At 71.4% G+C, this 21,407-nt stretch carries 24 protein-coding genes; 15 read left to right on the top strand and 9 right to left on the bottom strand.

Annotated elements, in window-relative coordinates; genetic code table 11:
• Nucleotides 1-140 precede the first annotated feature (140 nt).
• The 5 genes from ABT093_RS09255 to ABT093_RS09235 form a co-directional block, all read right to left on the bottom strand.
• Nucleotides 141-1,022, bottom strand: coding sequence for an amidohydrolase family protein (locus ABT093_RS09255; protein ID WP_350562058.1), 882 nt, complete (start codon nucleotides 1,020-1,022; stop codon nucleotides 141-143).
• Nucleotides 1,019-2,656, bottom strand: a complete 1,638-nt coding sequence (locus ABT093_RS09250) for an acyl-CoA dehydrogenase family protein (RefSeq protein WP_350562056.1) — start codon at nucleotides 2,654-2,656, stop codon at nucleotides 1,019-1,021. Before ABT093_RS09250 ends, ABT093_RS09255 begins: the two co-directional genes overlap by 4 nt.
• Nucleotides 2,640-3,269: a TetR/AcrR family transcriptional regulator gene (locus ABT093_RS09245; protein WP_350562054.1), complete on the bottom strand. Its 630-nt coding sequence runs from the start codon at nucleotides 3,267-3,269 to the stop codon at nucleotides 2,640-2,642. The genes ABT093_RS09250 and ABT093_RS09245 overlap by 17 nt, the downstream gene beginning before the upstream one ends.
• Before the next feature lie 122 nt (nucleotides 3,270-3,391).
• Nucleotides 3,392-4,876 carry a S28 family serine protease gene (locus tag ABT093_RS09240; RefSeq protein ID WP_350562052.1) on the bottom strand — a complete coding sequence of 495 codons (1,485 nt, stop codon included), beginning with the start codon at nucleotides 4,874-4,876 and terminating at the stop codon, nucleotides 3,392-3,394.
• Between the two features lie 155 nt (nucleotides 4,877-5,031).
• Nucleotides 5,032-5,949 (bottom strand): S1 family peptidase, encoded by a 918-nt coding sequence (locus ABT093_RS09235; RefSeq protein WP_350562050.1) that lies wholly within the window; start codon nucleotides 5,947-5,949, stop codon nucleotides 5,032-5,034.
• A 156-nt stretch (nucleotides 5,950-6,105) separates the two neighbouring features.
• Here ABT093_RS09235 and ABT093_RS09230 point away from each other — a divergent pair, with 156 nt between their 5' ends.
• Entirely contained in the window at nucleotides 6,106-6,978 is an 873-nt protein-coding gene (locus ABT093_RS09230; protein WP_350562048.1) for a metallophosphoesterase family protein, read from the top strand.
• Nucleotides 6,979-7,044: 66 nt separating this feature from the next.
• On the opposite strand, the gene ABT093_RS09225 is transcribed toward ABT093_RS09230, so the two are convergent.
• The 4 genes from ABT093_RS09225 to ABT093_RS09210 all read right to left on the bottom strand — a co-directional run bounded on the left by ABT093_RS09225 (nucleotide 7,045) and on the right by ABT093_RS09210 (nucleotide 12,609).
• A complete protein-coding gene (locus ABT093_RS09225; RefSeq protein ID WP_502884186.1) occupies nucleotides 7,045-9,603 on the bottom strand; it encodes an ATP-dependent Clp protease ATP-binding subunit in 2,559 nt (852 codons plus the stop codon).
• A gap of 411 nt (nucleotides 9,604-10,014) precedes the next feature.
• Nucleotides 10,015-10,464 (bottom strand): HEPN domain-containing protein, encoded by a 450-nt coding sequence (locus ABT093_RS09220; protein WP_350562456.1) that lies wholly within the window; start codon nucleotides 10,462-10,464, stop codon nucleotides 10,015-10,017.
• A gap of 80 nt (nucleotides 10,465-10,544) precedes the next feature.
• Nucleotides 10,545-11,672 carry a GmrSD restriction endonuclease domain-containing protein gene (locus ABT093_RS09215; RefSeq protein WP_350562044.1) on the bottom strand — a complete coding sequence of 376 codons (1,128 nt, stop codon included), beginning with the start codon at nucleotides 11,670-11,672 and terminating at the stop codon, nucleotides 10,545-10,547.
• A gap of 457 nt (nucleotides 11,673-12,129) precedes the next feature.
• On the bottom strand, nucleotides 12,130-12,609 hold the full coding sequence (locus ABT093_RS09210) for an NUDIX hydrolase (RefSeq protein WP_350562454.1): 480 nt from the start codon (nucleotides 12,607-12,609) through the stop codon (nucleotides 12,130-12,132).
• Nucleotides 12,610-12,626: 17 nt separating this feature from the next.
• On the opposite strand from ABT093_RS09210, the gene ABT093_RS09205 reads away from it, so the two are divergent.
• The 14 genes from ABT093_RS09205 to ABT093_RS09140 all read left to right on the top strand — a co-directional run bounded on the left by ABT093_RS09205 (nucleotide 12,627) and on the right by ABT093_RS09140 (nucleotide 21,391).
• Nucleotides 12,627-13,406, top strand: coding sequence for a GntR family transcriptional regulator (locus tag ABT093_RS09205; protein ID WP_350562042.1), 780 nt, complete (start codon nucleotides 12,627-12,629; stop codon nucleotides 13,404-13,406).
• 138 nt (nucleotides 13,407-13,544) lie between these two features.
• Nucleotides 13,545-13,886, top strand: coding sequence for an SCO3933 family regulatory protein (locus ABT093_RS09200; RefSeq protein WP_350562452.1), 342 nt, complete (start codon nucleotides 13,545-13,547; stop codon nucleotides 13,884-13,886).
• Nucleotides 13,887-13,891: 5 nt separating this feature from the next.
• Complete coding sequence (locus ABT093_RS09195; RefSeq protein ID WP_350562040.1) at nucleotides 13,892-15,283, top strand: FtsK/SpoIIIE domain-containing protein; 1,392 nt, start codon at nucleotides 13,892-13,894, stop codon at nucleotides 15,281-15,283.
• A gap of 75 nt (nucleotides 15,284-15,358) precedes the next feature.
• A complete protein-coding gene (locus ABT093_RS09190) occupies nucleotides 15,359-16,039 on the top strand; it encodes a DUF2637 domain-containing protein (RefSeq protein ID WP_350562038.1) in 681 nt (226 codons plus the stop codon).
• Nucleotides 16,040-16,056: 17 nt separating this feature from the next.
• Nucleotides 16,057-16,248: a mobile element transfer protein gene (locus tag ABT093_RS09185; protein ID WP_350562036.1), complete on the top strand. Its 192-nt coding sequence runs from the start codon at nucleotides 16,057-16,059 to the stop codon at nucleotides 16,246-16,248.
• Between the two features lie 13 nt (nucleotides 16,249-16,261).
• Entirely contained in the window at nucleotides 16,262-16,465 is a 204-nt protein-coding gene (locus ABT093_RS09180; RefSeq protein ID WP_350562034.1) for a hypothetical protein, read from the top strand.
• On the top strand, nucleotides 16,462-16,998 hold the full coding sequence (locus ABT093_RS09175) for a DUF6197 family protein (RefSeq protein WP_350562032.1): 537 nt from the start codon (nucleotides 16,462-16,464) through the stop codon (nucleotides 16,996-16,998). Before ABT093_RS09180 ends, ABT093_RS09175 begins: the two co-directional genes overlap by 4 nt.
• Before the next feature lie 81 nt (nucleotides 16,999-17,079).
• Nucleotides 17,080-17,268: a hypothetical protein gene (locus ABT093_RS09170; protein WP_350562030.1), complete on the top strand. Its 189-nt coding sequence runs from the start codon at nucleotides 17,080-17,082 to the stop codon at nucleotides 17,266-17,268.
• A 101-nt stretch (nucleotides 17,269-17,369) separates the two neighbouring features.
• Complete coding sequence (locus tag ABT093_RS09165; RefSeq protein WP_350562028.1) at nucleotides 17,370-17,603, top strand: hypothetical protein; 234 nt, start codon at nucleotides 17,370-17,372, stop codon at nucleotides 17,601-17,603.
• The gene (locus ABT093_RS09160) at nucleotides 17,600-18,145 is read left to right on the top strand and encodes a GGDEF domain-containing protein (RefSeq protein WP_350562026.1); all 546 of its coding nucleotides are present in this window, start codon (nucleotides 17,600-17,602) and stop codon (nucleotides 18,143-18,145) included. The genes ABT093_RS09165 and ABT093_RS09160 overlap by 4 nt, the downstream gene beginning before the upstream one ends.
• Nucleotides 18,146-18,413: 268 nt before the next feature.
• Complete coding sequence (locus ABT093_RS09155) at nucleotides 18,414-18,605, top strand: hypothetical protein (protein WP_350562024.1); 192 nt, start codon at nucleotides 18,414-18,416, stop codon at nucleotides 18,603-18,605.
• Nucleotides 18,606-18,615: 10 nt separating this feature from the next.
• Nucleotides 18,616-20,028: a replication initiator protein RepSA gene (repSA, locus tag ABT093_RS09150; RefSeq protein WP_502884183.1), complete on the top strand. Its 1,413-nt coding sequence runs from the start codon at nucleotides 18,616-18,618 to the stop codon at nucleotides 20,026-20,028.
• The gene (locus tag ABT093_RS09145) at nucleotides 20,025-20,243 is read left to right on the top strand and encodes an excisionase family DNA-binding protein (RefSeq protein WP_350562022.1); all 219 of its coding nucleotides are present in this window, start codon (nucleotides 20,025-20,027) and stop codon (nucleotides 20,241-20,243) included. Before repSA ends, ABT093_RS09145 begins: the two co-directional genes overlap by 4 nt.
• On the top strand, nucleotides 20,243-21,391 hold the full coding sequence (locus ABT093_RS09140; protein ID WP_350562020.1) for a tyrosine-type recombinase/integrase: 1,149 nt from the start codon (nucleotides 20,243-20,245) through the stop codon (nucleotides 21,389-21,391). Before ABT093_RS09145 ends, ABT093_RS09140 begins: the two co-directional genes overlap by 1 nt.
• The last annotated feature ends 16 nt before the right edge of the window (nucleotides 21,392-21,407 follow it).

Here is a 21,407-nt window from a genome sequence, read left to right as displayed (position 1 = left end):
CGGTCCGGCGGTACTCCCGGACCACGCGACCGGGACGAACGGGAGGGGGACGACGGGCGGCCACGAGGTGCGGGAACTGCGCGGGTCGCCGCCATGGGCGGCGACCACGCACTCTCCCGCCCAGGGGACGTGACGGTCCGTCATATTCCGAACAGGGCGGCCGCGTTGTCGTGGCAGACGGCGCGCAGCCACTCCTCCCCCAGTCCGAGCCGCTCCAGAGCCTCCAGCTGATGCCCGTACGGGTAGGGGATGTTGGGGAAGTCGGTGCCGAGCAGGACGCGGTCGCCCAGCGCCCGCAGCCGGGGCAGTTCGACGCGCGGGAACGGCGCGTCCCGCTCGGCGAAGTCGGTGAACGCCATGGTGGTGTCCAGCCGCACGCCGGGGTACCGCTCGGCGAGGTCGAGGAAGCCGGTGTACTCGTCCATCCCGAGGTGGGCGACGACCAGGACCAGCCGGGGGTGCCGGGCGAGCACCTCCCCGATCGGCCCCGGTCCGGTGTGCTTGCCGGGGACGGGGCCGGAGCCGCAGTGGGTGACCACCGGGGTGCCGGTCTCGGCGAGCAGGCCCCACACCCCGTCGAGCGGTCCGTCCCTCGGATCCCAGCCGCCGACCTGCAGGTGCGCCTTGAACACCCGGGCGCCGCCGGTGAGCGCCCGCGCGACGTACCCGGGGGCGCCGGGCTCGGGGTGGAAGGTGGCGGTGTGCAGGCAGCCGGGGGTGCGGGCGGCGAAGTCCGCGCCCCAGGCGTTGAGCCACTCGGCCATCCCGGGCTTGTGCGGGTAGAGCATCGCGGTGAACGCCCGGACCCCGAACTCCCGCAGCCGGGCGACGCGTTGCTCCTCCGCCTCGCGGTAGGTGATCGGCCAGGGGCGGCCGGTCAGCGGGCCGGCCGCGTCGAAGTACGCCCACACCTTGTCGAGGACGTTCTGCGGCATGAAGTGGGTGTGGACGTCGATCAGGCCGGGCAGGCCGAGGCGCTGCCAGAAGGCACGCACCCCGGCCGCCTGGCCGGGCACGCTCATGCGGCGGGCACCGGACGGGCGCGGTCGATGATCGCCCCGGCGTCCGGACCGGGCGGCAGGGTGCCGAAGGCCGCGCCGTGGTCGCCGCCGAGCCGCGAGGCGCAGAACGCGTCGGCCACCGCCGGGTCCCCGTACCGGACGAGCAGCGAGCCCTGGAAGGCCAGCGCCATCGCCTCCACCAGCCGGCGGGTGCGGTACTCAAGCCGGTCGAGGTCGGTGAGCTGCTTGCGCAGGTCGGCGACGGCCGTGTCCAGCCGGCGGTCGGCGCCCGCGGCCGCGTCCAGCTCGCCGAGGAGGGCGTCGACGGTCTCCGGGTGCTTGGCCATGGCCCGCAGCGCGTCCAGGGCGGCGACGTTGCCGGAACCCTCCCAGATGGAGACCAGCGGCGCCTCCCGGTAGAGCCGGGGCATGCCGGACTCCTCGACGTAGCCGTTGCCGCCCAGGCACTCCAGGGCCTCGGCTGCGTGCGCCGGACCGCGCTTGCAGACCCAGTACTTGGCGACGGCCAGGCCGAGCCGGCGCACCAGCGCCTCCCGCTCGTCCCCGGCGAGCGCGGCGTCGGTGGCCTGGGCGAGCCGCATCGCCACCGTGGTGGCCGCCTCGGACTCGACGACCAGGTCGGCGAGCACGTTGCGCATCAGCGGCTGGTCGACCAGGGCCCGGCCGAAGGCGCGGCGGTGCAGGGCGTGCTGGACGGCCCGGGTGGCGCCGAGCCGCATCCCGGAGGCGGCGCCGATGGTGCAGTCCAGGCGGGTCATGGTGACCATCTCGATGATGGTCCGCACGCCCCGGCCCTCCTCGCCGACCAGCCGGCCGTAGGCCTCGTCGTACTCGATCTCGGCGGAGGCGTTGGACTTGTTGCCCAGCTTGTCCTTGAGCCGCTGCAGCCGCAGCCGGTTGCGGGTGCCGTCCGGCAGGACGCGCGGCAGCAGGAAGCAGCTGAGCCCGCCGGGGGCCTGGGCGAGGGTGAGGAAGAGGTCGGACATCGGCGCCGAGGTGAACCACTTGTGGCCGGTCAGCCGGTAGCTGCCGTCCGGCTGCGGGACGGCGGTGGTGGTGTTGGTGCGGACGTCGGAGCCGCCCTGCTTCTCGGTCATCGACATGCCGGCGATCAGCCCGCGCTTGCCGTGCGGCTCGCGCAGCCCGAAGTCGTACTCGGTGGCGGCGAGCAGCGGCTCGAACTCGGCGGCCAGCTCCGGGGTGGCGCGCAGCGCGGGGACGGCGGCGTAGGTCATCGAGACCGGGCAGGTGTGGCCGGCCTCGACCTGGCCCCAGACGAGGAACTTGGCGGCGCGGGCGGCGTGCGCGCCGGGCCGCTCGTCCCGCCAGGGGGCGGCGTGCAGGCCGTGGCCGACGGCGGTGCGCATCAGCTCGTGCCAGTACGGGTGGAACTCGACCTCGTCGATCCGGTGGCCGAAGCGGTCGTGGGTGCGCAGCACCGGCGGGTTCTCGTTGGCCAGCCGGCCCCACTCGGCGGCCTGCTCGGAGCCGGCCAGCCGGCCGAGGGCGCGCAGTTCGGGCTCGGCCCAGCCGGCGCCGGCCCGGTGCAGGGCCGCGAGCAGCGCGGGGTCGGCGGCGGTGTCGTGCCCGTACGGCAGCGGGACCTGGTTGGTGACCTCATGCGTCGCTGTCATCGCGTGCTCCCAGGGAACGGAGGGTGAAGGTGACCAGGGCGGGGACCACCGCGTGCGGGGTGGTCCGGGAGGCGGGCGGGGGTGCGGCGGCGAGCGGGCCGGTGAGGGCCTCGGCGGTCGCGCCGACGATCGCGGCGGCGGTCAGCTGCGGGTCCTGGGGCGGCAGCTCGCCGGCGGCGAGGGCGGCGGTGATCTCGGCGGCGAGCACGTCGCGGAAGGTGCGGCGGAAGACCAGGCGCTCGGCGTCCACCACGGTGTCGGCCGGTTCGACCAGCAGGGCGTGGGCGAGCCGGGGGGCGCGCAGGGCGCGGGCGGCGAAGGTCTCGACGACGGCGGCGATCCGTCCCCGGGGGGTGTCGTGGCGGGCGACGGCCTCGTGCACGGCGGCGACCTCCCGGGTGACCACCCGGCGGAAGAGCTCGACGGACAGCTCGGCCTTGCTCGCGAAGTGCTGGTACATCGACCCGGTGGCGATCCCGGCGCGCTCGGCGACGGCGGCCATGCTGCAGCCGCCGTAGCCGCGCTCGGCGAGCAGGCCGGCCGCGGCCTGGAGCACCGCCTCGCGCTGGGCGTCCAGGCGGGCTTGCACGGCGGGGGTGCGGCGGTAGGCCATGGAAGCATTGAAGCACCGATTCACTGCTTCGGGGAGGGGGTGCACGGGCCCGCCGTACGACGAAGGGCCGCCCGGCAGGGCGGCCCTCGTCTCGTGCCCCGTGTCTCGTGGGCAGCGGCGTCCTACAGGCGGACGCGGTCCTGCCGCAGCCCCGCCTCGTCCAGCGGGCCGATCGGCGGCACTTGGTACTGGCCCTTCAGCGCGTGGGCGGCGTCGGAGCCGAGGCCGGCCCACTCCAGCACCTTGGCGGTGGCCGCCGCGGACTCGGCGGCCGGCAGCCGGGCGATGTTCGCGCCGTGGTTGCCGCCGGGCACCGTGTAGACGTAGCTGTCCTCGCTGCCCCGGCCGAGGCGGAACGGCTCGGCGCCCCACGGGTCGTTCTGGCCGTAGACGTAGATGATCCGCTCGGCGGAGTGGCGCACCCAGCGGTCGATGTCGCGCATGGCGGACGGGTCGAACCGCATCGGGATGCTGCGCGGCACGTAGCTGCGCGGCGCGTACAGCTCCTTGTAGTCGTAGCGCAGCAGGCCCTTGAGGGCCGAGACGTCGAAGGAGGGCGAGCCCAGCTCGGTGCCGGCCTGGTAGTAGTACGCGGTGTAGCCGGCGAGCTCCTGGTCGCTGTTGCCGGTGATGCCGACCCGCGCGTCCAGCCAGGCGTACAGCGCGTCGTCGGTGCCGGCGGCGCCCGGGACGTTCGCGCAGTCGGCCTCCAGGCTGTACTGCCAGAACGCCCAGACCGAGTCCAGCACGGCGAGTTCGTAGGCCCGGTCGGCGCTGCCGATGGTGGTGAAGGTGGAGCCGGCGGCGGCGTTGTCGGCGGCGTAGCGGGGCTCCAGCCGGTCGCGGCGGGCCAGCAGCTCACGCTGGGTGGCGGTCAGCGCGGCCCGGCACTCGGGGGTGCCGACGTTCTGGAAGAACCGGCTGTACGCGGAGTCCTCGCGGTCGTCGACGTCGTTCGGCGCGACGTAGGCGATGGTGCCGGCCACGTCGTCCGGGAAGAAGCGGCGGTGGTAGGTGGAGGACATGCCGCCCTTGGAGCCGCCGGTGGAGAGCCACTCCTGGTGGTAGATCCGCTTGAGCGCGGTGATCAGCCGGTGCGCGTCGGTGGCCGCCTGCTCGATGCCGGCCTTGGTCCAGTCGGCGGGCTCGGGGCGCGACGGCGCGAAGTAGCGGTACTCGATGGAGACCTGGTTGCCGTCGACCAGCCGGGCCGGTTCGGTGCGGGTGGGCGCGGTACGCAGGGCGTAGCCGTTGGTGAAGAAGACGGTCGGCCGGTCGTAGCCGCGGTGCAGCACGGTGAGGCGCTGCTGGAAGGTGCCCCGCCAGGGCCGGCTGTGGTCGATCGGCTGGGTGTAGGTGAGCAGGAAGAAGCGGTGGCCGGTGGTGGTGGGCTGCTCCTCGGTGATCGTCAGCCCGGGGATCGCCGCCAGGCGGTCCCCGATGTCGGCCGACGGGTCGTCGGCGGGCGAGGCGCCGCCGGCGGCCCGGGCGGCGCCCGGGGCCGCGCCTGCCGCCGGATCGGCGGCAAGGGCCGTCGGGGCCAGGCCGAGGCCGAGCAGCGGTATCAACAGAACGGCGACCAGCAGCCTTCTGATCGTGGTGGTCATCAACTCTCCATCGGGTCAACGGAACTGGTTGGTGCTCTGGTCCGTACAACTCTCCGGCAGCCGGTGCGCGGCCGCCGGTCGGACCGGCCGTCCGGTAGACGGCCGAATGGGCCACCCGCCGGTCGCGGATGGCCCATCAGGGGCGAACGTGCTGGTCAGGGGCGCGGTAGGGTGCAGCCGGCCTTGGTCAGGTCGAGCTTGTTCCCGGCGCTGAAGCAGGCGGGGATGATGTACGTCTCCTGGGCGTAGCCGATGCCCGGACGGACGGTCACCGCGCCGTTCTGGTCCACCTCGCACGGGTTGTTCAGGGTGCAGCGCTGGCCGCTCTCGTTGATGGTGTTGTTCACCGCCACGACCTGGCCGCTGGTGGCGTCGACGACCGGCGAGCCGGAGGTGCCGCCGATGACGTTGCAGGTGGAGGTGTAGCGGAGGGAGTCCTTGAAGGTCCAGTCCGCTTCCTTGAGCCGGTAGGCGAAGCCGTCGGCCGAGCAGGAGTAGATCTTCTTCCAGTACCCGGAGACGACCTTGATCGAGGTGCCCTGCACGGGGTGGGTGGCCGCCACGGTCAGCGGGGCGATGCCGTAGCGCGACTGGATGGCGGCGTAGGTGGTGTTCAGCTGGTAGATCGACACATCGGTGTCGGTCATGGTGCCGTAGACCATCTTGCTGGCGCGCAGGGTGCCGAGCGATCCGCCGCTCGCGTTCAGCAGGGTGAAGCTGCGGCTGGAAGCCTGGTTGACGACCACCTGGCCGGGGCCGGGCATACCGGTCTCCAGGCAGTGGCCGTTGGAGAGCACCAGCGCCGGGTCGTTGGCGGTGGAGCCGGGGAACCGGACGAGCGAGCCGGAACAGTTGCTCAGGGCCACGGTGCCGGCGAAGGTGACGGCGGCGATCTTGCCGGCCTGGGCCGGCTCCGCGGCGACGGTCGTGGCGCCGGCCGTCGCGGTGGTCGTGGTGGCAGTCGCGGCCGTCGTCGTGGCCGTCGTGGTGGCGGTCGCGGCGGGTGCTCCGGCGAGGGCGGTCGCCCCGGCGGTCAGGAGCGCGGCCAGCATGCCTATGAGCGGCTTCTTCATGAGAGACCTCTCGGTGTGGGGGTGCCCCAAAGCTGGCGCGGACATGACGCCCTGTCAAGGGCCGCGGCGGCGGCCGGTGATCCGGGCGCCGTGTTCCGGCCGCCGGACCCCGGTACTGTGACCGCAACGGCAGGGACGACCACCTGGGGGGCTGACATGACCGGCGACAACCACACGGACGGCACGCGACGGGACGGGGCCGGCGGCCGGCTGCTCGCGGTGAGCGACCTGCACGTCTCCTACCAGCAGAACCGTGAGCTGGTCGAACAGTTGCAGCCCGCCTCACCCGAGGACTGGCTGATCGTGGCCGGTGACGTGGCCGAGTCCACCACCACCATCCGCTGGGCCCTGGGCCTGCTCGCCGAGCGCTTCGCCAAGGTGATCTGGGCCCCCGGCAACCACGAGCTGTGGACCCACCCCAACGACCCGGTCCAGCTGCGCGGCGTCGAACGCTACGAGCACCTGCTGGACATCTGCCGCGAGCTCGGCGTGGTGACCCCCGAGGACCCCTACCCCGTGTGGACCGGCGCGGGCGGCCCGGTCGCCGTCGCCCCGCTGTTCCTGCTGTACGACTACTCCTTCCGGGCACCCGGCACCAGCACCAAGGAGGAGTCGCTGGCCGCCGCCTACGAATCCGGCGTGGTCTGCGCGGACGAGCGCTTCCTGCACCCGGACCCGTTCCCGGACCGCGACTCCTGGTGCCGCGAGCGCGTCCGGCTGACCGAGAAGCGGCTCGCCGAGCACGACCCGCAGCTGCCGCTGGTGCTGGTCAACCACTACCCGCTGGTCCGCCAGCCCACCGAGGTGCTCTGGTACCCCGAGTTCGCCCAGTGGTGCGGCACCGAGCTGACCGCGGACTGGCACCGCCGGTTCCCCACCGCCACGATGATCTACGGGCACCTGCACATCCCGCGGCGCACCAGCTACGACGGCGTCCCGTTCGAGGAGGTGTCGCTCGGCTACCCGCGCGAGTGGGGCAAGCGCGGCGTGCCCGACCCGCTGCTGCGCGAGGTCTTCCCGGGCGCCTGAGCGCAGACGACGGCGCGCCGGGTCCCGCCCGGCGCGCCGTGTGTGCCGCGTGTGCCGCGTGTGCCGCTACTCCCCGGCCTTCTCCTGGGCCTGCTCCCCCGCCTTCTCCTGGGCCTCCTCCTGGGCCTCCTCGAAGGTGGCCGAGCGTTCCGGACGCGCCAGCGCCACCGTCAGCTCCCCGTCCGACACCTCCGCGACCAGGGTGTCCCCCTCCTGCACGGTGCCGTCCAGCAGCAGGTTGGAGATCCGGTTGTCCAGCTCCTGCTGGATCGTCCGGCGCAGCGGCCGGGCCCCGAACTCCGGCAGGTAGCCGCGGTTCACCAGCCACTCCTTCGCGTCCTGCGTCACCTCCAGCTCCACGTCCTGGGCCCTGAGCCGGCGCCGGGAGCGGTCCAGCAGCAGGTCCACCACCTGGAGCAGGTCCTTGCGGGTCAGCGCGTGGAAGACGATCACCTCGTCGATCCGGTTGAGGAACTCCGGCCGGAACCGACCGCGCAGGTCCCGCATCAGGTCGTCCCGGATCTCGTCGACGTCGCCCGCGTGGTCGAGGATCCGCTGCGAGCCGATGTTGCTCGTCATGATCAGCACGGTGTTGCGGAAGTCGACGGTACGGCCCTGCGCGTCTGTCAGCCGGCCGTCGTCCAGCACCTGGAGCAGCAGGTTGAAGACGTCCGGGTGGGCCTTCTCCACCTCGTCGAAGAGCAGCACGCTGTACGGCTTGCGGCGCACCGCCTCGGTGAGCTGGCCCGCCTCGTCGTAGCCGACGTACCCGGGCGGGGAGCCGACCAGCCGGGAGACGGTGTGCTTCTCCTGGAACTCGCTCATGTCGAAGCGGATCATCCGGTCCGGGTCGCCGAACAGCAGCGCGGCCAGCGCCTTCGCCAGCTCGGTCTTGCCGACGCCGGTCGGGCCGAGGAAGAGGAACGAGCCGGTCGGCCGGTCCGGATCGCCCATCCCGGCGCGGCCCCGCCGCACCGCCTGGGCGACCGCGGTGACCGCCTGGTCCTGGCCGATCACCTTCTCGTGCAGGTGCTCCTCCAGCTTCAGCAGCCGCTCGCGCTCGGTCGCGTTCAGCTCGGCGACCGGAATGCCGGTGCGGCTGGACAGCACCTGGGCGATGTCGTCCGCGGTGACCGCCACGACCTCCTCGCGGGACTCCGCGATCGCGGCCAACTCGTCCTCGGTCTGCCGCAGTTCGCTCTTCAGGTTGGCGGCCCGGACGAACTCCTCGTCCGCCACCGCCTCCTCCAGCTCGCGGCGCAGCTTGGTGATCCGGTCCTGGACCGGCATCGCCACCGTGGAGCCGCTCAGGCTGCGCAGCCGCACCCGGGCGCCGGCCTGGTCGAGCAGGTCGATCGCCTTGTCCGGCAGGAAGCGGTCGCTGACGTAGCGGTCGGAGAGGGTGGCGGCCGCGTCCAGCGCCTCGTCGGCGAACCGCACCTGGTGGTGCGCCTCGTAGGCGTCGCGCAGGCCCTGGAGGATCTCGACCGTCTCCTCGACGGTCGGCTCCGGCACCAGCACCGGCTGGAAGCGGCGCTCCAGCGCGGCGTCCTTCTCGACGTGCTTGCGGTACTCGTCCAGGGTGGTCGCGCCGACCACGCTCAGCTCGCCGCGGGCCAGCGCCGGCTTGAGGATGTTGCCCGCGTCCATCGAGCCCTCGCCGCCACCGCCCGCGCCGACCACGGTGTGCAGCTCGTCGAGGAACAGGATCACGCTCTGCTCGGCGGCCGTGACCTCGTCGATCACGCTCTTCAGCCGCTCCTCGAACTCGCCCCGGTACTTGGATCCGGCCACCAGGGCGGTGAGGTCCAGGGTGACGACCCGCTTCTCCTTGAGGCTCTGCGGGACGTCCCCGGAGACGATCCGCTGCGCCAGCCCCTCCACGATCGCCGTCTTGCCGACACCCGGCTCGCCGATCAGCACCGGGTTGTTCTTGGTCCGGCGGGAGAGGATCTCGACGGTCTGCTCGATCTCCTCGGCCCGGCCGACCACCGGGTCCAGCCGCCCCGCCCGGGCCTCCTCGGTGAGGTCGCGCCCGTACTCGTCCAGCGTGGGCGTCTGGCTCGGCCGCGCACCGCCCTGGCTGCGCTCGCCGCCCACCCCGCGCCCGTCCAGCACCGTGCGCAGCGCCTCCTGGGACGGCGCGACGTTGCGCAGCGCCGCCCCGGCACCGGAGCGTTCCTCCTCCAGCAGCGCGCCGAGGATGTGCTCCGGCCCGATGTACGAGGCCCCGGCCCCCTGCGACCGGGCGTGCGCGGCCAGCAGCGCCCGCTTGGCGGCCGGCGTCAGCGCGGGCCGCCCGTCCTCCGCCGGCCCGCCGCCCCCGGACGGCAGCACCTCGGCCAGATCACCGGCCAGCCGGTCCGGATCGATCCCGGCCCGCTCCAGCATCCGCCGCGACGGCTCCACCCGGGTGGCCGCCCACGCCAGATGCGCGGTGTCGAGATCACTGCTCCCGTCCTCGGCGGCCCGCTGGGCGGCCGAGGCGAGCAACTCCTGGGCCGACTCGCTCAGCAGTCGCCCGATCGGCACCCGCTGCACGGCGGGCGGGGAGGCCAGCGGGCTCATCCCGAAGAACCGGCTGAGCAGATCGGAGAACGGGTCGTTCGAACCGAACGGCGGCATGGTCACGGAGGATCACCTCTCCCAAACGGTTGGTGCCCACACAAACACACCCCACCCCACCCCGCCTCCCGAACACCCCCACCCAGCCCACGACAACGGCCCGGGCCGGGACACAAGTCCCGGCCCGGGCCGCAGCCGTCGTTCCGTCATTCACAAGGTGGGCGCGGACGGTTTCGAACCGCCGACATCTGCTTTGTAAGGCTTGGCGTGGGGCACCTGCTCTGACCTGCACCCCGCCCGGCCTGCCTGTTCCCTGGTCGTCACACCGCCGACGCCCGCAACTGACCGCCATGTACCGCCCGATCTGGCACGCCTATGGCACGAGAACCAGCAGCGAGCCATCCTGACCGGCCCTCGTTCCGCCCGATCAGCGCGGGTACTCAGACTTTGGCATGCAGCGAAGCCGGCCAATCAAGTTCGATAATTCCGCGAAGAAGAATCAGGGTTCAGGTTATCAAGAAACCAGTCAACTATCTCGACCACGCACTCATAGAGCGCAATGGCCTTACTGCCAGTAAGCCCCTCGTTCAAACCATGGGCAATCTTGTGGCGACGGTCAAGGAGCAAGAGTAGCTCTCGGCGAATCCGCTGGTCATCGGAATCCAGAAGCCCCTGAAGTCCGAGCTCAAATCCCCCACCAAGCCGCCCGATCATTTCGAGCATATTATCCGGAGAAGGGTTCCTGCTCTTTTCTATCCACGATTTGGCAAACAGCTGTACCGGCCCACCCGACTTCCCCTCGATATAGGCCTTCAAAGTCTCATTAACTACCTGCTCAAGGTAGCCACAAACTCGAACGACGAAGAACCTTACGATCCACATGTTCTCATCGTCGGTTCGATCCTTGGGCGGATGTTTCACCCACTCAGCCAGTGGCTCTATGGCCTGCCGGAGATTCGTAACGTTACGCGGCGGCCATGACGAGGAACTTTTCGTCACGTCTAAACCTCGGAAAAGATCTGAGTGGAGAGCTCAAGTCGCCTCCTGAGATACTCCTCCGTTGCAGTCGATCCAGAAATTGTCACTGCCGTTTCGCGGTGCCCCCGGAACTGCTCCACGGCCCGCTCCACCTGCTCCGCCGAGGGCGGGCTGCCCTGGTCAATGCGACGCATCAGGCCCACATAGAGCGCCTCGGCCAGCGCCGCATTAACCTGGGAGCTCTGGAATCGGAGCGCCGACTTTCCAGGCCCCTGCACCAGAAGCTTGGAGCTTTCCAGGAAAAGAGCCCCTACCTTGTTCCTGTCGATTCCTTCCAAGCTGCGATGCTTCCCAAGGAACTCATTAAGGAACTTCTTCTGGGGCCGGAAGTAATTAGCGGAATTATAGTAGAGTGCAATGATTCGTAGGATGAGCTCCTGATCTCGCAGTCGAAGCGACCTAGCCCCGTAGAGCGTGCGCCAGTTCGCCTCCTTGTTGAGACTTTCAAGGAAGTCCACGAGCGGGCCCGGGTAAAGCGCAATGCGAATCTCATGCGGCGTCAGTTGAGTTCCACCCGAATTGAGCCGCTCAAATACCTGATAAATAGCTTCAAGGGATTCTGAGGTGCCGTCAGTCTTGACAATTGTCGCCTGAATAAAGGTGTTATCAAGCTGCCGCCGCTGCTCCGGGAGAAGCGTCTCGTAGGTAAGGCCCTTGAATTCCTCGGCAACGTTGTCAAGAGCGAAAACCTTACCGGCATGGACGCCGGAATAAAAGGCACCAAGGGTGCGCAAGCGCTGCTGGCCATCAAGAACCAAGTAGCGCCGGTCAACCTGTTGGACGAGCATGATTCCGGGAATAGGGTAGCCCATCAGAAGCGACTCGATAAACCTGTCCATCTGCGGGCGGCGCCAAACAAACCCGCGCTGGAATCCAGCGACTTCCAGTGATTCATCGCCATGTCCAAAGGTGGGAATTACGATGTCTCCTCGCTTGAGGCGCCGAACCAAGCCTTCGACGTCAAAATCGGTCCCGGTATAGCTAACCGGCTCCGCCTCGGGCTCAGCTGCTGCGAGATCTTCCTTCTCATCAGCGGTCAGTGCGTCCTCGTCAAGCTGGAAGAGCATGCTCTCCGTGTCACCGTTGGTCATGCATCACAAGATAGGGCACGTGAGCTTGACTGGGGAGGCCCTGTTGTCGGTCGGCGCGTGCGCCAGCTTCAAAGGACGGGGGAGCGGCTTTGGCCGGTGTCCTGCCTGGTTTGGGGTCGAGCATGATCGGGGGGCCGTAAGCTGTTGCGACTCGGTCAGGGCTTTTGGGCCTGACCGCAATTTGGCCGAGTGGCCCCCCGTTCTTGCTCGACGCGGGCCCCGAGCCAGGGAGGTGGGTAAAACCGCGGAGGAGCCCGTCACCAGCCACGACCAGCAGTAGCCCGAGCCCATCCCCTTCGGTCCGACGCCTTGCGCGGCCGGCCGCCGCCGGAGCGCGGCGAAGACAGGAGCGTCGGCGAGCGGCCGGGCCGCGCGCTGGCGCGCCATGCGCGCCCTTGATGAAGTAGCGAAAGTCGTAACAACTCCCCCTCACACTCCACCCCCAACACGCCAGGGCTCAGCCAGCAGCCTGCTCGCTCAGGAGGTGCCGGCCATCGTGGGTCCGGATGCTCGGGACCGCATCGCTCCGGAGGGCGTCCAGCACGCGCACGGCGAAGACCTCGCCCATGCGGTCCTCGACCTCGGCCGGGGTGAGCCAGTCGACCGCGGTCGACTCGTCGGACAACTGCTCAGTGCCGCCTTCGGGATGGCAGCGGAAGACCAGGGCGACGACCCCACGCGTCACGTTCTTGTAGACGCCGGTGAGCCGTTCGACGCTCACCTTGATGCCGGTCTCCTCGAAGATCTCCCGGCGCACGCCGTCCTCGACGGTCTCCGTCAGCTCCAGCACTCCGCCCGGGGGCTCCCAGGTGCCGTTGTCGGCGCGGCGGATCGCCAGGACCCTGCCGTCCTCGCGCACGACCGCCCCCGCCACGGACACAGAGTGGAGTGGCGTTGAAACTTCTTGCGCGGGGCTGGTACTCATGTAGAGGAGAATAGGAGTCTTACAGGACTATGGCGAGTGACGACGTGGCCTCCTCGGCCAAGGCGAAGTACCTGCAGATCGCGGACGACCTCGCCGCCCAGATCAAATCAGGGACGCTCGCCCCTGGTGCGGCCGTGCCCAGCGAGGCCGAGCTGATGCAGCGGTACGGCGTCGCCTCCGGCACCGTCCGCAAGGCGATCGCGGAGCTCCGGACCTCCCAGCTGATCGAGACGCACCACGGCCGCGGCTCCTTCGTGCGCTCCCGCCCGCCGGTGCAGCGCAAGTCCTCGGACCGATTCCGCCGGGCCCACAGGAACGCCGGCAAGGCGGCCTACCTGGCCGAGGCCGAGGTGTCCGGCGGCGTCCCGTCGGTGACCGTGCTGTTCGTCGGGCCCACCGAGGCTCCCCCGGAGATCGCCGAGCGCTTGGACGTGCCCGTCGGCGCCCAGGTGCTCGCCCGTAAGCGCCGGTACTTCCGCGACGGGGTGCCGACGGAGGAAGCGACGTCCTACCTGCCGTGGGACGTGGTCAAGGACATCCCCGAGGTGTTCGCGGAGAACCCCGGTGGCGGCGGGATCTACGCCCGGCTGGAGGAGCACGGCCACGTCCTGGCGGAGTTCGTCGAGACAGTGCGGGCCCGGCTCGCCACCAAGCCCGAGACCGCCGCGCTGGCGCTGAGCCCCGGCTCGCCGGTGATCCACCTCGTTCGTGACGCCCTCACCGCGGTCGGCCGTGTGGTCGAGGTCTGTGACACCGTCATGGCCGCTGACCAGTTCGTTCTGGACTACAGGTTCGCCGCGCGCGACTGACGCTCGTTCAACTCCCTCAGCCCGTCGCAAGATTCTTTCTCGCGGCGGGTTGACTCATATACAGGAGTGCGCCACTCTTCTACTCATCACTCCTGTACATGAGTGCAGGAGATCACCTCTTCTAGAGGAGAAGCAGCCATGGCTGTGTTCAAGGTCGACACGTCCACCGCGTTCGTGTTCGTCGCGGTTCCGCCGGCGCCGAAGGTGGTGAACCGGCAGACCGGGGAGATCGCGGTCGACAAGGAGACCGGTGCCCGGATGATGACCGTCGGGCTGACGATCGCCGATGACGGTGAGGCGAACCTCTACACCGTGTCCGTGCCGGAGACGGGGATCTCGGACGGGCTGAGCGTCGGGATGCCGGTCGCCCTGACCGGGCTGAAGGCGCGGGACTGGGAGAACGAGTTCAACGGCCAGAAGCGGCACGGGATCTCGTTCCGTGCCGCGGCGGTCACCTCGCTCGCTCCGGTTCAGGGCTGACGGCCGTGTCCTCGGGGGTTCAGCTCCTCACCGAGGTGGCCGCGCCGGTCGCCGCCGTCGCGGGTGGGGCCGCGGTCGCTCGGGTCAAGGCGCCGGGGCTGTACTGGTCGGCGATCGGTCTGCCGGTCACGGCGGCCCGGCTGTCTGCGACCTACGGCAGCACGATGGACGCCTGCGGGCTCACCGTCCCGCCGTCGCGGCTGCGTGTGCTGGTGACCCGGGCGACCAGCCACCGGGAGATCCGGCCGGTCCCGCCGCGCATCCGCCGGGTCACCCCGACCACGACTGGACTGCGGCTCCGCCTCCGGCTGGCGCCGGGCCAGGAGCCGGCTGACGTCGCCGCCTCGGCGGAACGACTGCGGCACGCCTGGGGTGTGCACAGCGTGCATGTGATCGTCGTCCGCCCGGGTGTGGTGGAACTGCGGATGACCGGCTTCGACGTGCTGCGGCGGGTGCGGATGCCGCGTCGTCGGCCGGTCGGGGAGTTGGTCGTGCCGGTGGCGATGAGGGAGGACGGGACGGCGTTCGTCCGGGACTACCTCGCCGTGCCGCACGCTCTCACCCTGGGCACCACGCTGTCCGGCAAGTCCGTCTACATGCGCAACCTGATCAGCGGACTCGCCCGGCTGGACGTGGCGCTGGTCGGGATCGACTGCAAGCGCGGTGTCGAACAGGAGCCGTTCGCTCCGCGGCTGTCGGCGCTGGCCACCGACCCGCAGTCGGCCGGCGGTCTGCTGGACGCGCTGGTGGAGCTGATGGAAGACCGCTACGACTTGCTCCGCGACCATCAGGGACTCGTCGGGTCGGTGGCTTCGTACGAGATCACCTCGGACATCTGGGGCCTGCCGCCGAAGCTGCGGCCGGTGCCGGTGGTCCTCCTGGTGGACGAGGTGGCAGAGCTGTTCATGGTCGCCACCCGCAAGGACGAGGAACGGCGGGACCACATGGTCACCCAGTTGATCCGGCTGGCCCAACTCGGCCGGGGCGCGGGAGTGTTCGTGGAGGCATGCGGTCAGCGCTTCGGCTCTGAGCTGGGGAAGGGCGCGACCATGCTCCGCGCCCAGCTGTCGGGCCGGGTGGTCCACCGGGTCAACGACCGCCCGACGGCTGAGATGGGCCTCGCGGACGTCTCCCCGGAGGCGGTGCTGGCCGCGACGCAGATCGCTCCGGACATGCCGGGCGTCGCGGTCGCCGGGGACTCCTCGGGCGGCTGGTCCCGGATCCGCACACCGCACCTGTCCCTCGCCCGCGCGGCCGAGATCTGCCGCGCCAACGCGCACCGCACTCCGACGCTGGCGGGCCTCGATCGCTTCCGGTCCGTGGTCGCGCCGGTCCTGGCCGTCCCGCCGATGCCCTCGGCCCCGCCGCGCTTCGCCGCGGCCCCGTCCGCCGAGTAGCGCCCCCACTCCCCCATCGGCGCCCCGCGCCATGTCCCTACCCCGCCATGTCCGAATCCCGGAAGGGGACCGACTGTGCGTCTGCCCCGCCCCGACGCCGTACTGATCCAGGCCGCCATAGCCGGCGCCCTCTCCTTCGCCCACCTGCACGACCTGGCCTCGGCGGCCGGGCAGCACGGCTGGAAGGCGTGGGCCTACCCGGTCTCCGTCGACCTGCTGCTCGTCGCCGCGTGGCGCAGGATGCGGATGCTGCGCGCCGTCGGCGAACCGGCCCGCGCCGCCTGGACGTGGTTCGCCATCGCCCTGGCCGCCTCGCTCGGCGCGAACGTGGCCACCGCCGGGCCGCTCGACCTCGGCCACGTCCCGACCTGGCTACGCATCCTCGTCGCCGGGTGGCCCGCCCTCGCGTTCTTCGGCGGCACCCTGCTGGCCCACAGCAGCGGGGAGCCAGCCACCATCCCGGCCGTTGTCGAAGACGCGCCGCCCGTCTACGAGCAGCCGGTCGCTGTGACGGAGCCCGAACCAGTCGCTGAGCCGCTGCCGGTCGCCGAGGAACTGCCCAGCCTCCCGCCCGCACCGGTGCCGGCCCCCGCACCGCCGAGCCCCACTCTCCCCGCCGCGCTGGTCGACCACGCCCGCAAGGTCGCCGACGACCACCGCGTCCGCACCGGCGAGCCGATCGACACCGACACCCTGGGCGCCCGTCTCGGTGTCCCACCTCAGCTCGCCTCTGCCATCGCCGTCCAGCTCGCCTGATCCGACAGGAGGCACGAATGCCCCGCCCGATCCGCCCCCGCAACGTGATCCGCATCGGCCCGGTCCACGTTGCCACCTTCTACGACGGCCGCGGCCGGGAGAGGCACAGCGCCGTCTGCACCGCGCCGCGCTGCGGCTTCTCCGCCACGTACGACTCGCGCGCCGCCGCCGAGATCGCCGCCCGCACACACCGCTGCACCGTCCGCTGACAGGAGCCCCGCCATGTCCGTCACCCTGCCCCTGGTCCTCGTCCTCGGCATCGCCGCCTGGGCCGCCATCCGCTTCCTCGGCGTCCGGCTCTGGGTCGCCGTCCTGATCGGCCTCTTCGGCTTCTACCTCGCCGACACCTTCGTCGCCCCGCTGATCGACGGCACCGCCCGCACCGGTGTCCAGGTCGTCAACGACACCCAGCGGGGCAAGCCGTGAGCACCGCGCTCCTGCTGCCGCGCTCCCTCGCGCTCACCCCCGAGGGCATCGCCCTGGTCGCCGAGATCGAGCGCTACCTCGCCCAACTGGCAACCACCGCAACGCCGACCGTCCCGTACGTGTGCCCGCTCGGCTCCACGCTCCAGCCCTGGCACTTCGGCTTCCCCGTGCCCCGCCCGACCCTGCTGGACCGCCTCGTCCACCGACCTACCCGCCCGGTGCCGGTGACCGTGGCCGACCACCTCCGGCTCGCCTCCCGCTACATCTCCGCCTTCGGCTGGCTCCAGGGCGCCATGTGGGACTCCGCCGGCCGGGTCTGCCTCCTCGGCGCCCAGACCGCCGTCCTGCTCCACGGCTACGGCACCCCGGCCACCGTCACCACCGCCCGGGTGCAGGTCATGGAAGTCCTCCACGCCACGGGCCGTCCGGTGAACTCCCCGGACGAGTACAACGACCGCCCCACCACCCGCCAGGCGGACGTCCACCTCCTGCTCGACCGCGCCGCCGCCCGCGCGCAGTCCCTCGGCTTCTGACGGCTGCCCGTACCGCCCACAACCCGTGGGCGATGCGGGGAACCGGACAGCCCGGCTCCACCAGCCCCGAGGAGACCGACCGTGAAGTTCTACCGCCGCAAGGCCGAGGTCCTGCCCCAGCACAAGACCGGCCACACCCTCGACATCCGCCGCCACGGCCAGGACCTCTACGAGACCCGCTGCGACAGCCACCGGATGACCGAGCCCTTCAACACCCGCGAGAACGCCGAGCGCATCCGCGACGAGCACAACGACCAGTACCACCGCTGATCCCCGACCGTGACCGGCTCCGGGGCGGAAAAGCCGCCAAGCATCCCACCGCCCCGGAGCCGCAACCCCCACCAGCCCGACCGTCCTGAAGGAGAACCACCGTGTCCCGGTTCAGGAACCACCGACAGCAGCAGCCCTCCGAGGCGTTCGCCGCCGAAGAGCAGCACCGCGCCGACGGGCTCGCCCGCAAGATCGGCGAGATCACCGCCGACCCCACCAGCGCCCTGACGGGCAGCCTCCCGCACTACCAGGCCGCCTACCGCCAGGCTTCGACGCTGGCCGCCGCCCACACCGCCCAGCCCGAGCGCCCCACCCGCCGCTGGGGCCGGCCGTGAGTGCCGCCCTCGCCTCGCTGGTGGCCGCTGCCGCTCCGCTCGTCGGCTGGGGCGCGCACGGCACCTGGCTCCACCGCCGACTCGCCCACGCCCGCCGCGACCCGCTGACCGGCCTGCTCACCCGCGACGGCTTCACCGCCCGCGCCGAACGGCTGATCCGCTCGCACCCCGAGCACGTGACCGTCCTGCTGGTCGACCTGGACGACTTCAAGGCCGTCAACGACACCCACGGCCACGCCGCCGGGGACGCCGTCCTCGCCGCGACCGCCGACCGGCTCACCCGCTGGTGCGGCTCCCACGGCCTGGCCGCCCGCCTCGGCGGGGACGAGTTCGCCGCCGTCGTCCTCGACTCCGCCCACCGGCTGGACGACCTGCGCGCCGCGCTGCACGAACCGGTCCCGTACGCCGGCGCCCTGCTCCCGGTCGGGGCCTCCGTCGGCGCCTCGCACCCGGCCGCACTCCTGCTCACCGAAGCGCTGTCCGCCGCCGACCGCGACATGTATACCCGCAAGCCCAACGGCCGCAGCGCACGCCGACGTTAGATGTGCGGCCGGCGCTGACGGGAGCCGCTCTTGGCCCTCGACCTGGCCCGGCCGTCGGTTAGGTCCCAGGCGCTACCTGGGCCGCCCCCTGACAAAGCCGGGGAGTACGGCTGCTCTGCACAGCTGGATTCCCCGGATGCCGACCGCACGCCCGCACCGTACGACCCAGCACTGACAGACCGGCTCCGGGGCGGCAAAAGCCGCCAAGCATCCCGCCGCCCCGGAGCCGCAACCTTCCCGAACCGAAGCCCAGAAGGAGAGCACCATCATGCCCCAGCACCACCACGCCCCGGCCCGGACCGCTCGGATCTGCCCCGCCTGCAACGGCTTCGCCCGAGCCGCCGTCGCCACCGGCAGCCGCCTTCCGGACGGCACCCGCGCCACCCTCCACACCGCCTGCCGCACCTGCGAGGGCACCAGCACCGTCACCCGCCGCACCGCCGCCGCGGCTCAGCTCTGAGGTGACCCGCTTGCCCATCACCACCCAGGTCGTCCCGGACCGGCTCGCTCTGGCAGACCTCGCCAGGCTCGCCGCCCGGGGCGACCTGCCCCAGTTGACCGAGCAGATCCGCCGCACCGGAGGCTGCGCCAACCCCATCCACCTCCAGGGCTTCCGCACCCTCACCCACGGCCCGACCGGTGCCGTCTGGCACCGGTACTCGACCGAGCACGAGCCCGGCCACCGGCTCAAGGTCGCCTGTGGCAACCGCCGCGCCTCCCGCTGCCCGTCCTGCGCCCGCACCTACGCCGCCGACACCTTCCACCTGATCCGCGCCGGGCTCGCCGGGGACCAGGCCAAGGGGGTGCCGGCCACCGTCCGCTCGCACCCCCGCGTCTTCGCCACCCTCACCGCCCCGTCCTTCGGCCCGGTCCACAACCGCCCGAACTCCGGGGCCTGCCGCTGCGGCACCGCCCACCCCGCCGGGTCGCCGCTCCTGGGCACCCCGCTCGACCCCGACACCTACGACTACGCCCACGCAGTGCTCTGGAACAACCACGCCCCGGACCTGTGGCGGCGCTTCACGATCTACCTGTTCCGCACCATGGCCAAGCTGTCCGGGCTCACCCAACAGGACTTCAAGGCACGGGCGAAGATCTCCTTCGGCAAGGTCGCCGAGTACCAGCGGCGCGGCGCCGTCCACTTCCACGCCGTCATCCGTATCGACGGCCCCCATGGACCGGACACCCCGCCGCCCGCCTGGGCCACCCTCGCCCTGCTCAACGCCTCGATCCGCGCTGCCGCCCGCCGCGCCGGCATCCCACTCGCCACCGCCGGGGGCCAACCCGCCCGCGTCCTCCAGTGGGGCACCCAGGTCGACGTCCGCCCGATCGGCGCCTTCGCGACCGGCGAGATCAGCGAACAGGCCGTGGCCTCCTACGTCGCCAAGTACGCCACCAAGTCCGCCGAGACGACCGACTCCGTGGACCGCCGGATCCTGGAGCGCCACGAACTCGACCGCCACGACCTCCCGGCCCACACCCGCCGCCTGATCGAAGCCTGCTGGGACCTCGATCCGCACTACCCGGACCGCCTCCTCGCCCACTGGTCCCACATGCTCGGCTTCCGAGGCCACTTCTCCTCCAAGTCGCCCACCTACTCGACCACCCTCGGCGCCCTCCGCCAGGCCCGCACCGACCACCGCGCCGAACAGTCCCGCCAGGAACTGCGCGAGCAGTTGCTCGCCGCCGGCCTCCCGGACCTCGACGACCTGGCCGACGCCGAAACCCTCGTCCTCGCCCACTGGACCTACGCCGGGTCCGGCAACACCCCCGGCGAGTCCATGCTCGCCGCCGCCGTCGCCCGCGAACTGCACGAACGCCACACCGCTGACCGCCAGGAGCTACGCGCCCAACTCGCCCGGGAAGAGGGGGACACCGCATGAACCGCCTGCTAACGGTCAAGGAAGCCGCCGAGCTGCTCGGCACCTGGGAGACCAGCGGGGAGCGTTTCCCCCGCCGCCTGGTCGCCGAGCGCCGGATCGCCTTCGTCAAGGTCGGCCGCCATGTCCGCATCCCCGAGGACGCGCTCGCCACGTACATCGCCGAGCGCACCGTCCAGCCGGTCACCCGGTCCCGTCGGCTGCGGAGGGCTGCCTGATGGCCAACGCCAAGGGAAGCCGCCGGCGCTTCGGATCGCTCCGTCAGTTGCCCTCCGGGCGCTGGCAGATCCGCTACCCGGACCCGGTCACCGGGCTGACGCGCAAGGGTGAGGAGACCTACCCGACCAAGACCGATGCCGAGATCGCGCTCACGCTCATCGAGGCGGACATCAAGCGCGACAAGTGGACCGACCCCGACGCCGGGAAAGCCAAGCTCGGCGACTTCGCCGCGACCTGGCTGCGGGACCGCAAGCTGGAGGAGAGCACCCGCGAGCGGTACGCCATCACGCTCCGCCAGTACATCCAGCCCGGCCTGGGCCACCGGACGCTCGCCGAGATCACCCCGGCGCGGGTGCGCTCCTGGCGGTCCGCGCTGCTGGAGGGCGGGGTCGGCGAGCCCTCGGTGGTCAAGGCCTACCAACTACTGCGGGCCATCATGAACACCGCCCTCGACGACGAGCTGATCCAGCGCAACCCGTGCCGGATCAAGGGAGCCGACACCTACGACGTGCCGGAGCGTCCCATTCTCTCTGTGACCGAGGTGTTCGCCGTCGCCGCGACGATCGGACCGCGCTGGCGGGCCCTGGTCCTGCTGACCGCCTTCACCACGCTCCGCTTCGGCGAGCTGGCCGCGCTCCGTCGGCGGGACGTCGACCTGGCGAACCGGCTCGTCCGGGTGCAGCGCAACCAGGCGGAGCTGAACAGCGGGCGGCTGTACGACAAGGCTCCGAAGAGCCGCGCGGGCTTCCGACCGGTGGCCTTCCCCGCCGAGATCATCGACGACCTGGCCCACCACCTGGACCGGTACGCCGGCCCCGGTCCGGACGGCCATCTCTTCATCGGCCCCCGGGGCGGCAAGCTCCGCCGGAGCAACTTCCGGGACGACTGGATCCGAGCCCGCACCGCGGCCGGGGTGAGTGAGGATGCCCACTTCCACGACCTCCGCCACACCGGCAACACGCTCGCCTCGCAGAACGGCGCCAGCACCCGTGAGCTCATGACCAGGATGGGCCACAGCAGCACTCGGGCCGCGCTGATCTACCAGCACATGACCAGCGACCGGGACCGGGCCATCGCCGACCGCATGGGTGCAGCCGTCCGGAAGGCACTCCAGGGCGACGAACAGCCCCCGGAAGCCAGTCAGTAGCCGCGGCAGGCAATGA

The sequence above is a fragment of the Kitasatospora sp. NPDC002551 genome (genome assembly GCF_040296005.1).
In the GTDB taxonomy this organism is placed as follows: domain Bacteria; phylum Actinomycetota; class Actinomycetes; order Streptomycetales; family Streptomycetaceae; genus Kitasatospora.
This window is presented reverse-complemented; position numbering and strand designations above follow the sequence as displayed.

Coding starts and splice junctions, on each gene's coding strand:
- ABT093_RS09145 (WP_350562022.1), top strand. CDS start 20,025: ATGAACCGCCTGCTAACGGTCAAGGAAGCCGCCGAGCTGCTCGGCACC.
- ABT093_RS09255 (WP_350562058.1), bottom strand. CDS start 1,022: ATGAGCGTGCCCGGCCAGGCGGCCGGGGTGCGTGCCTTCTGGCAGCGC.
- ABT093_RS09155 (WP_350562024.1), top strand. CDS start 18,414: ATGCCCCAGCACCACCACGCCCCGGCCCGGACCGCTCGGATCTGCCCC.
- ABT093_RS09185 (WP_350562036.1), top strand. CDS start 16,057: ATGCCCCGCCCGATCCGCCCCCGCAACGTGATCCGCATCGGCCCGGTC.
- ABT093_RS09215 (WP_350562044.1), bottom strand. CDS start 11,672: ATGACCAACGGTGACACGGAGAGCATGCTCTTCCAGCTTGACGAGGAC.
- ABT093_RS09230 (WP_350562048.1), top strand. CDS start 6,106: ATGACCGGCGACAACCACACGGACGGCACGCGACGGGACGGGGCCGGC.
- ABT093_RS09245 (WP_350562054.1), bottom strand. CDS start 3,269: ATGGCCTACCGCCGCACCCCCGCCGTGCAAGCCCGCCTGGACGCCCAG.
- ABT093_RS09225 (WP_502884186.1), bottom strand. CDS start 9,603: ATGCCGCCGTTCGGTTCGAACGACCCGTTCTCCGATCTGCTCAGCCGG.
- ABT093_RS09240 (WP_350562052.1), bottom strand. CDS start 4,876: ATGACCACCACGATCAGAAGGCTGCTGGTCGCCGTTCTGTTGATACCG.
- ABT093_RS09235 (WP_350562050.1), bottom strand. CDS start 5,949: ATGAAGAAGCCGCTCATAGGCATGCTGGCCGCGCTCCTGACCGCCGGG.
- ABT093_RS09140 (WP_350562020.1), top strand. CDS start 20,243: ATGGCCAACGCCAAGGGAAGCCGCCGGCGCTTCGGATCGCTCCGTCAG.
- ABT093_RS09250 (WP_350562056.1), bottom strand. CDS start 2,656: ATGACAGCGACGCATGAGGTCACCAACCAGGTCCCGCTGCCGTACGGG.
- ABT093_RS09205 (WP_350562042.1), top strand. CDS start 12,627: ATGGCGAGTGACGACGTGGCCTCCTCGGCCAAGGCGAAGTACCTGCAG.
- ABT093_RS09180 (WP_350562034.1), top strand. CDS start 16,262: ATGTCCGTCACCCTGCCCCTGGTCCTCGTCCTCGGCATCGCCGCCTGG.
- ABT093_RS09200 (WP_350562452.1), top strand. CDS start 13,545: ATGGCTGTGTTCAAGGTCGACACGTCCACCGCGTTCGTGTTCGTCGCG.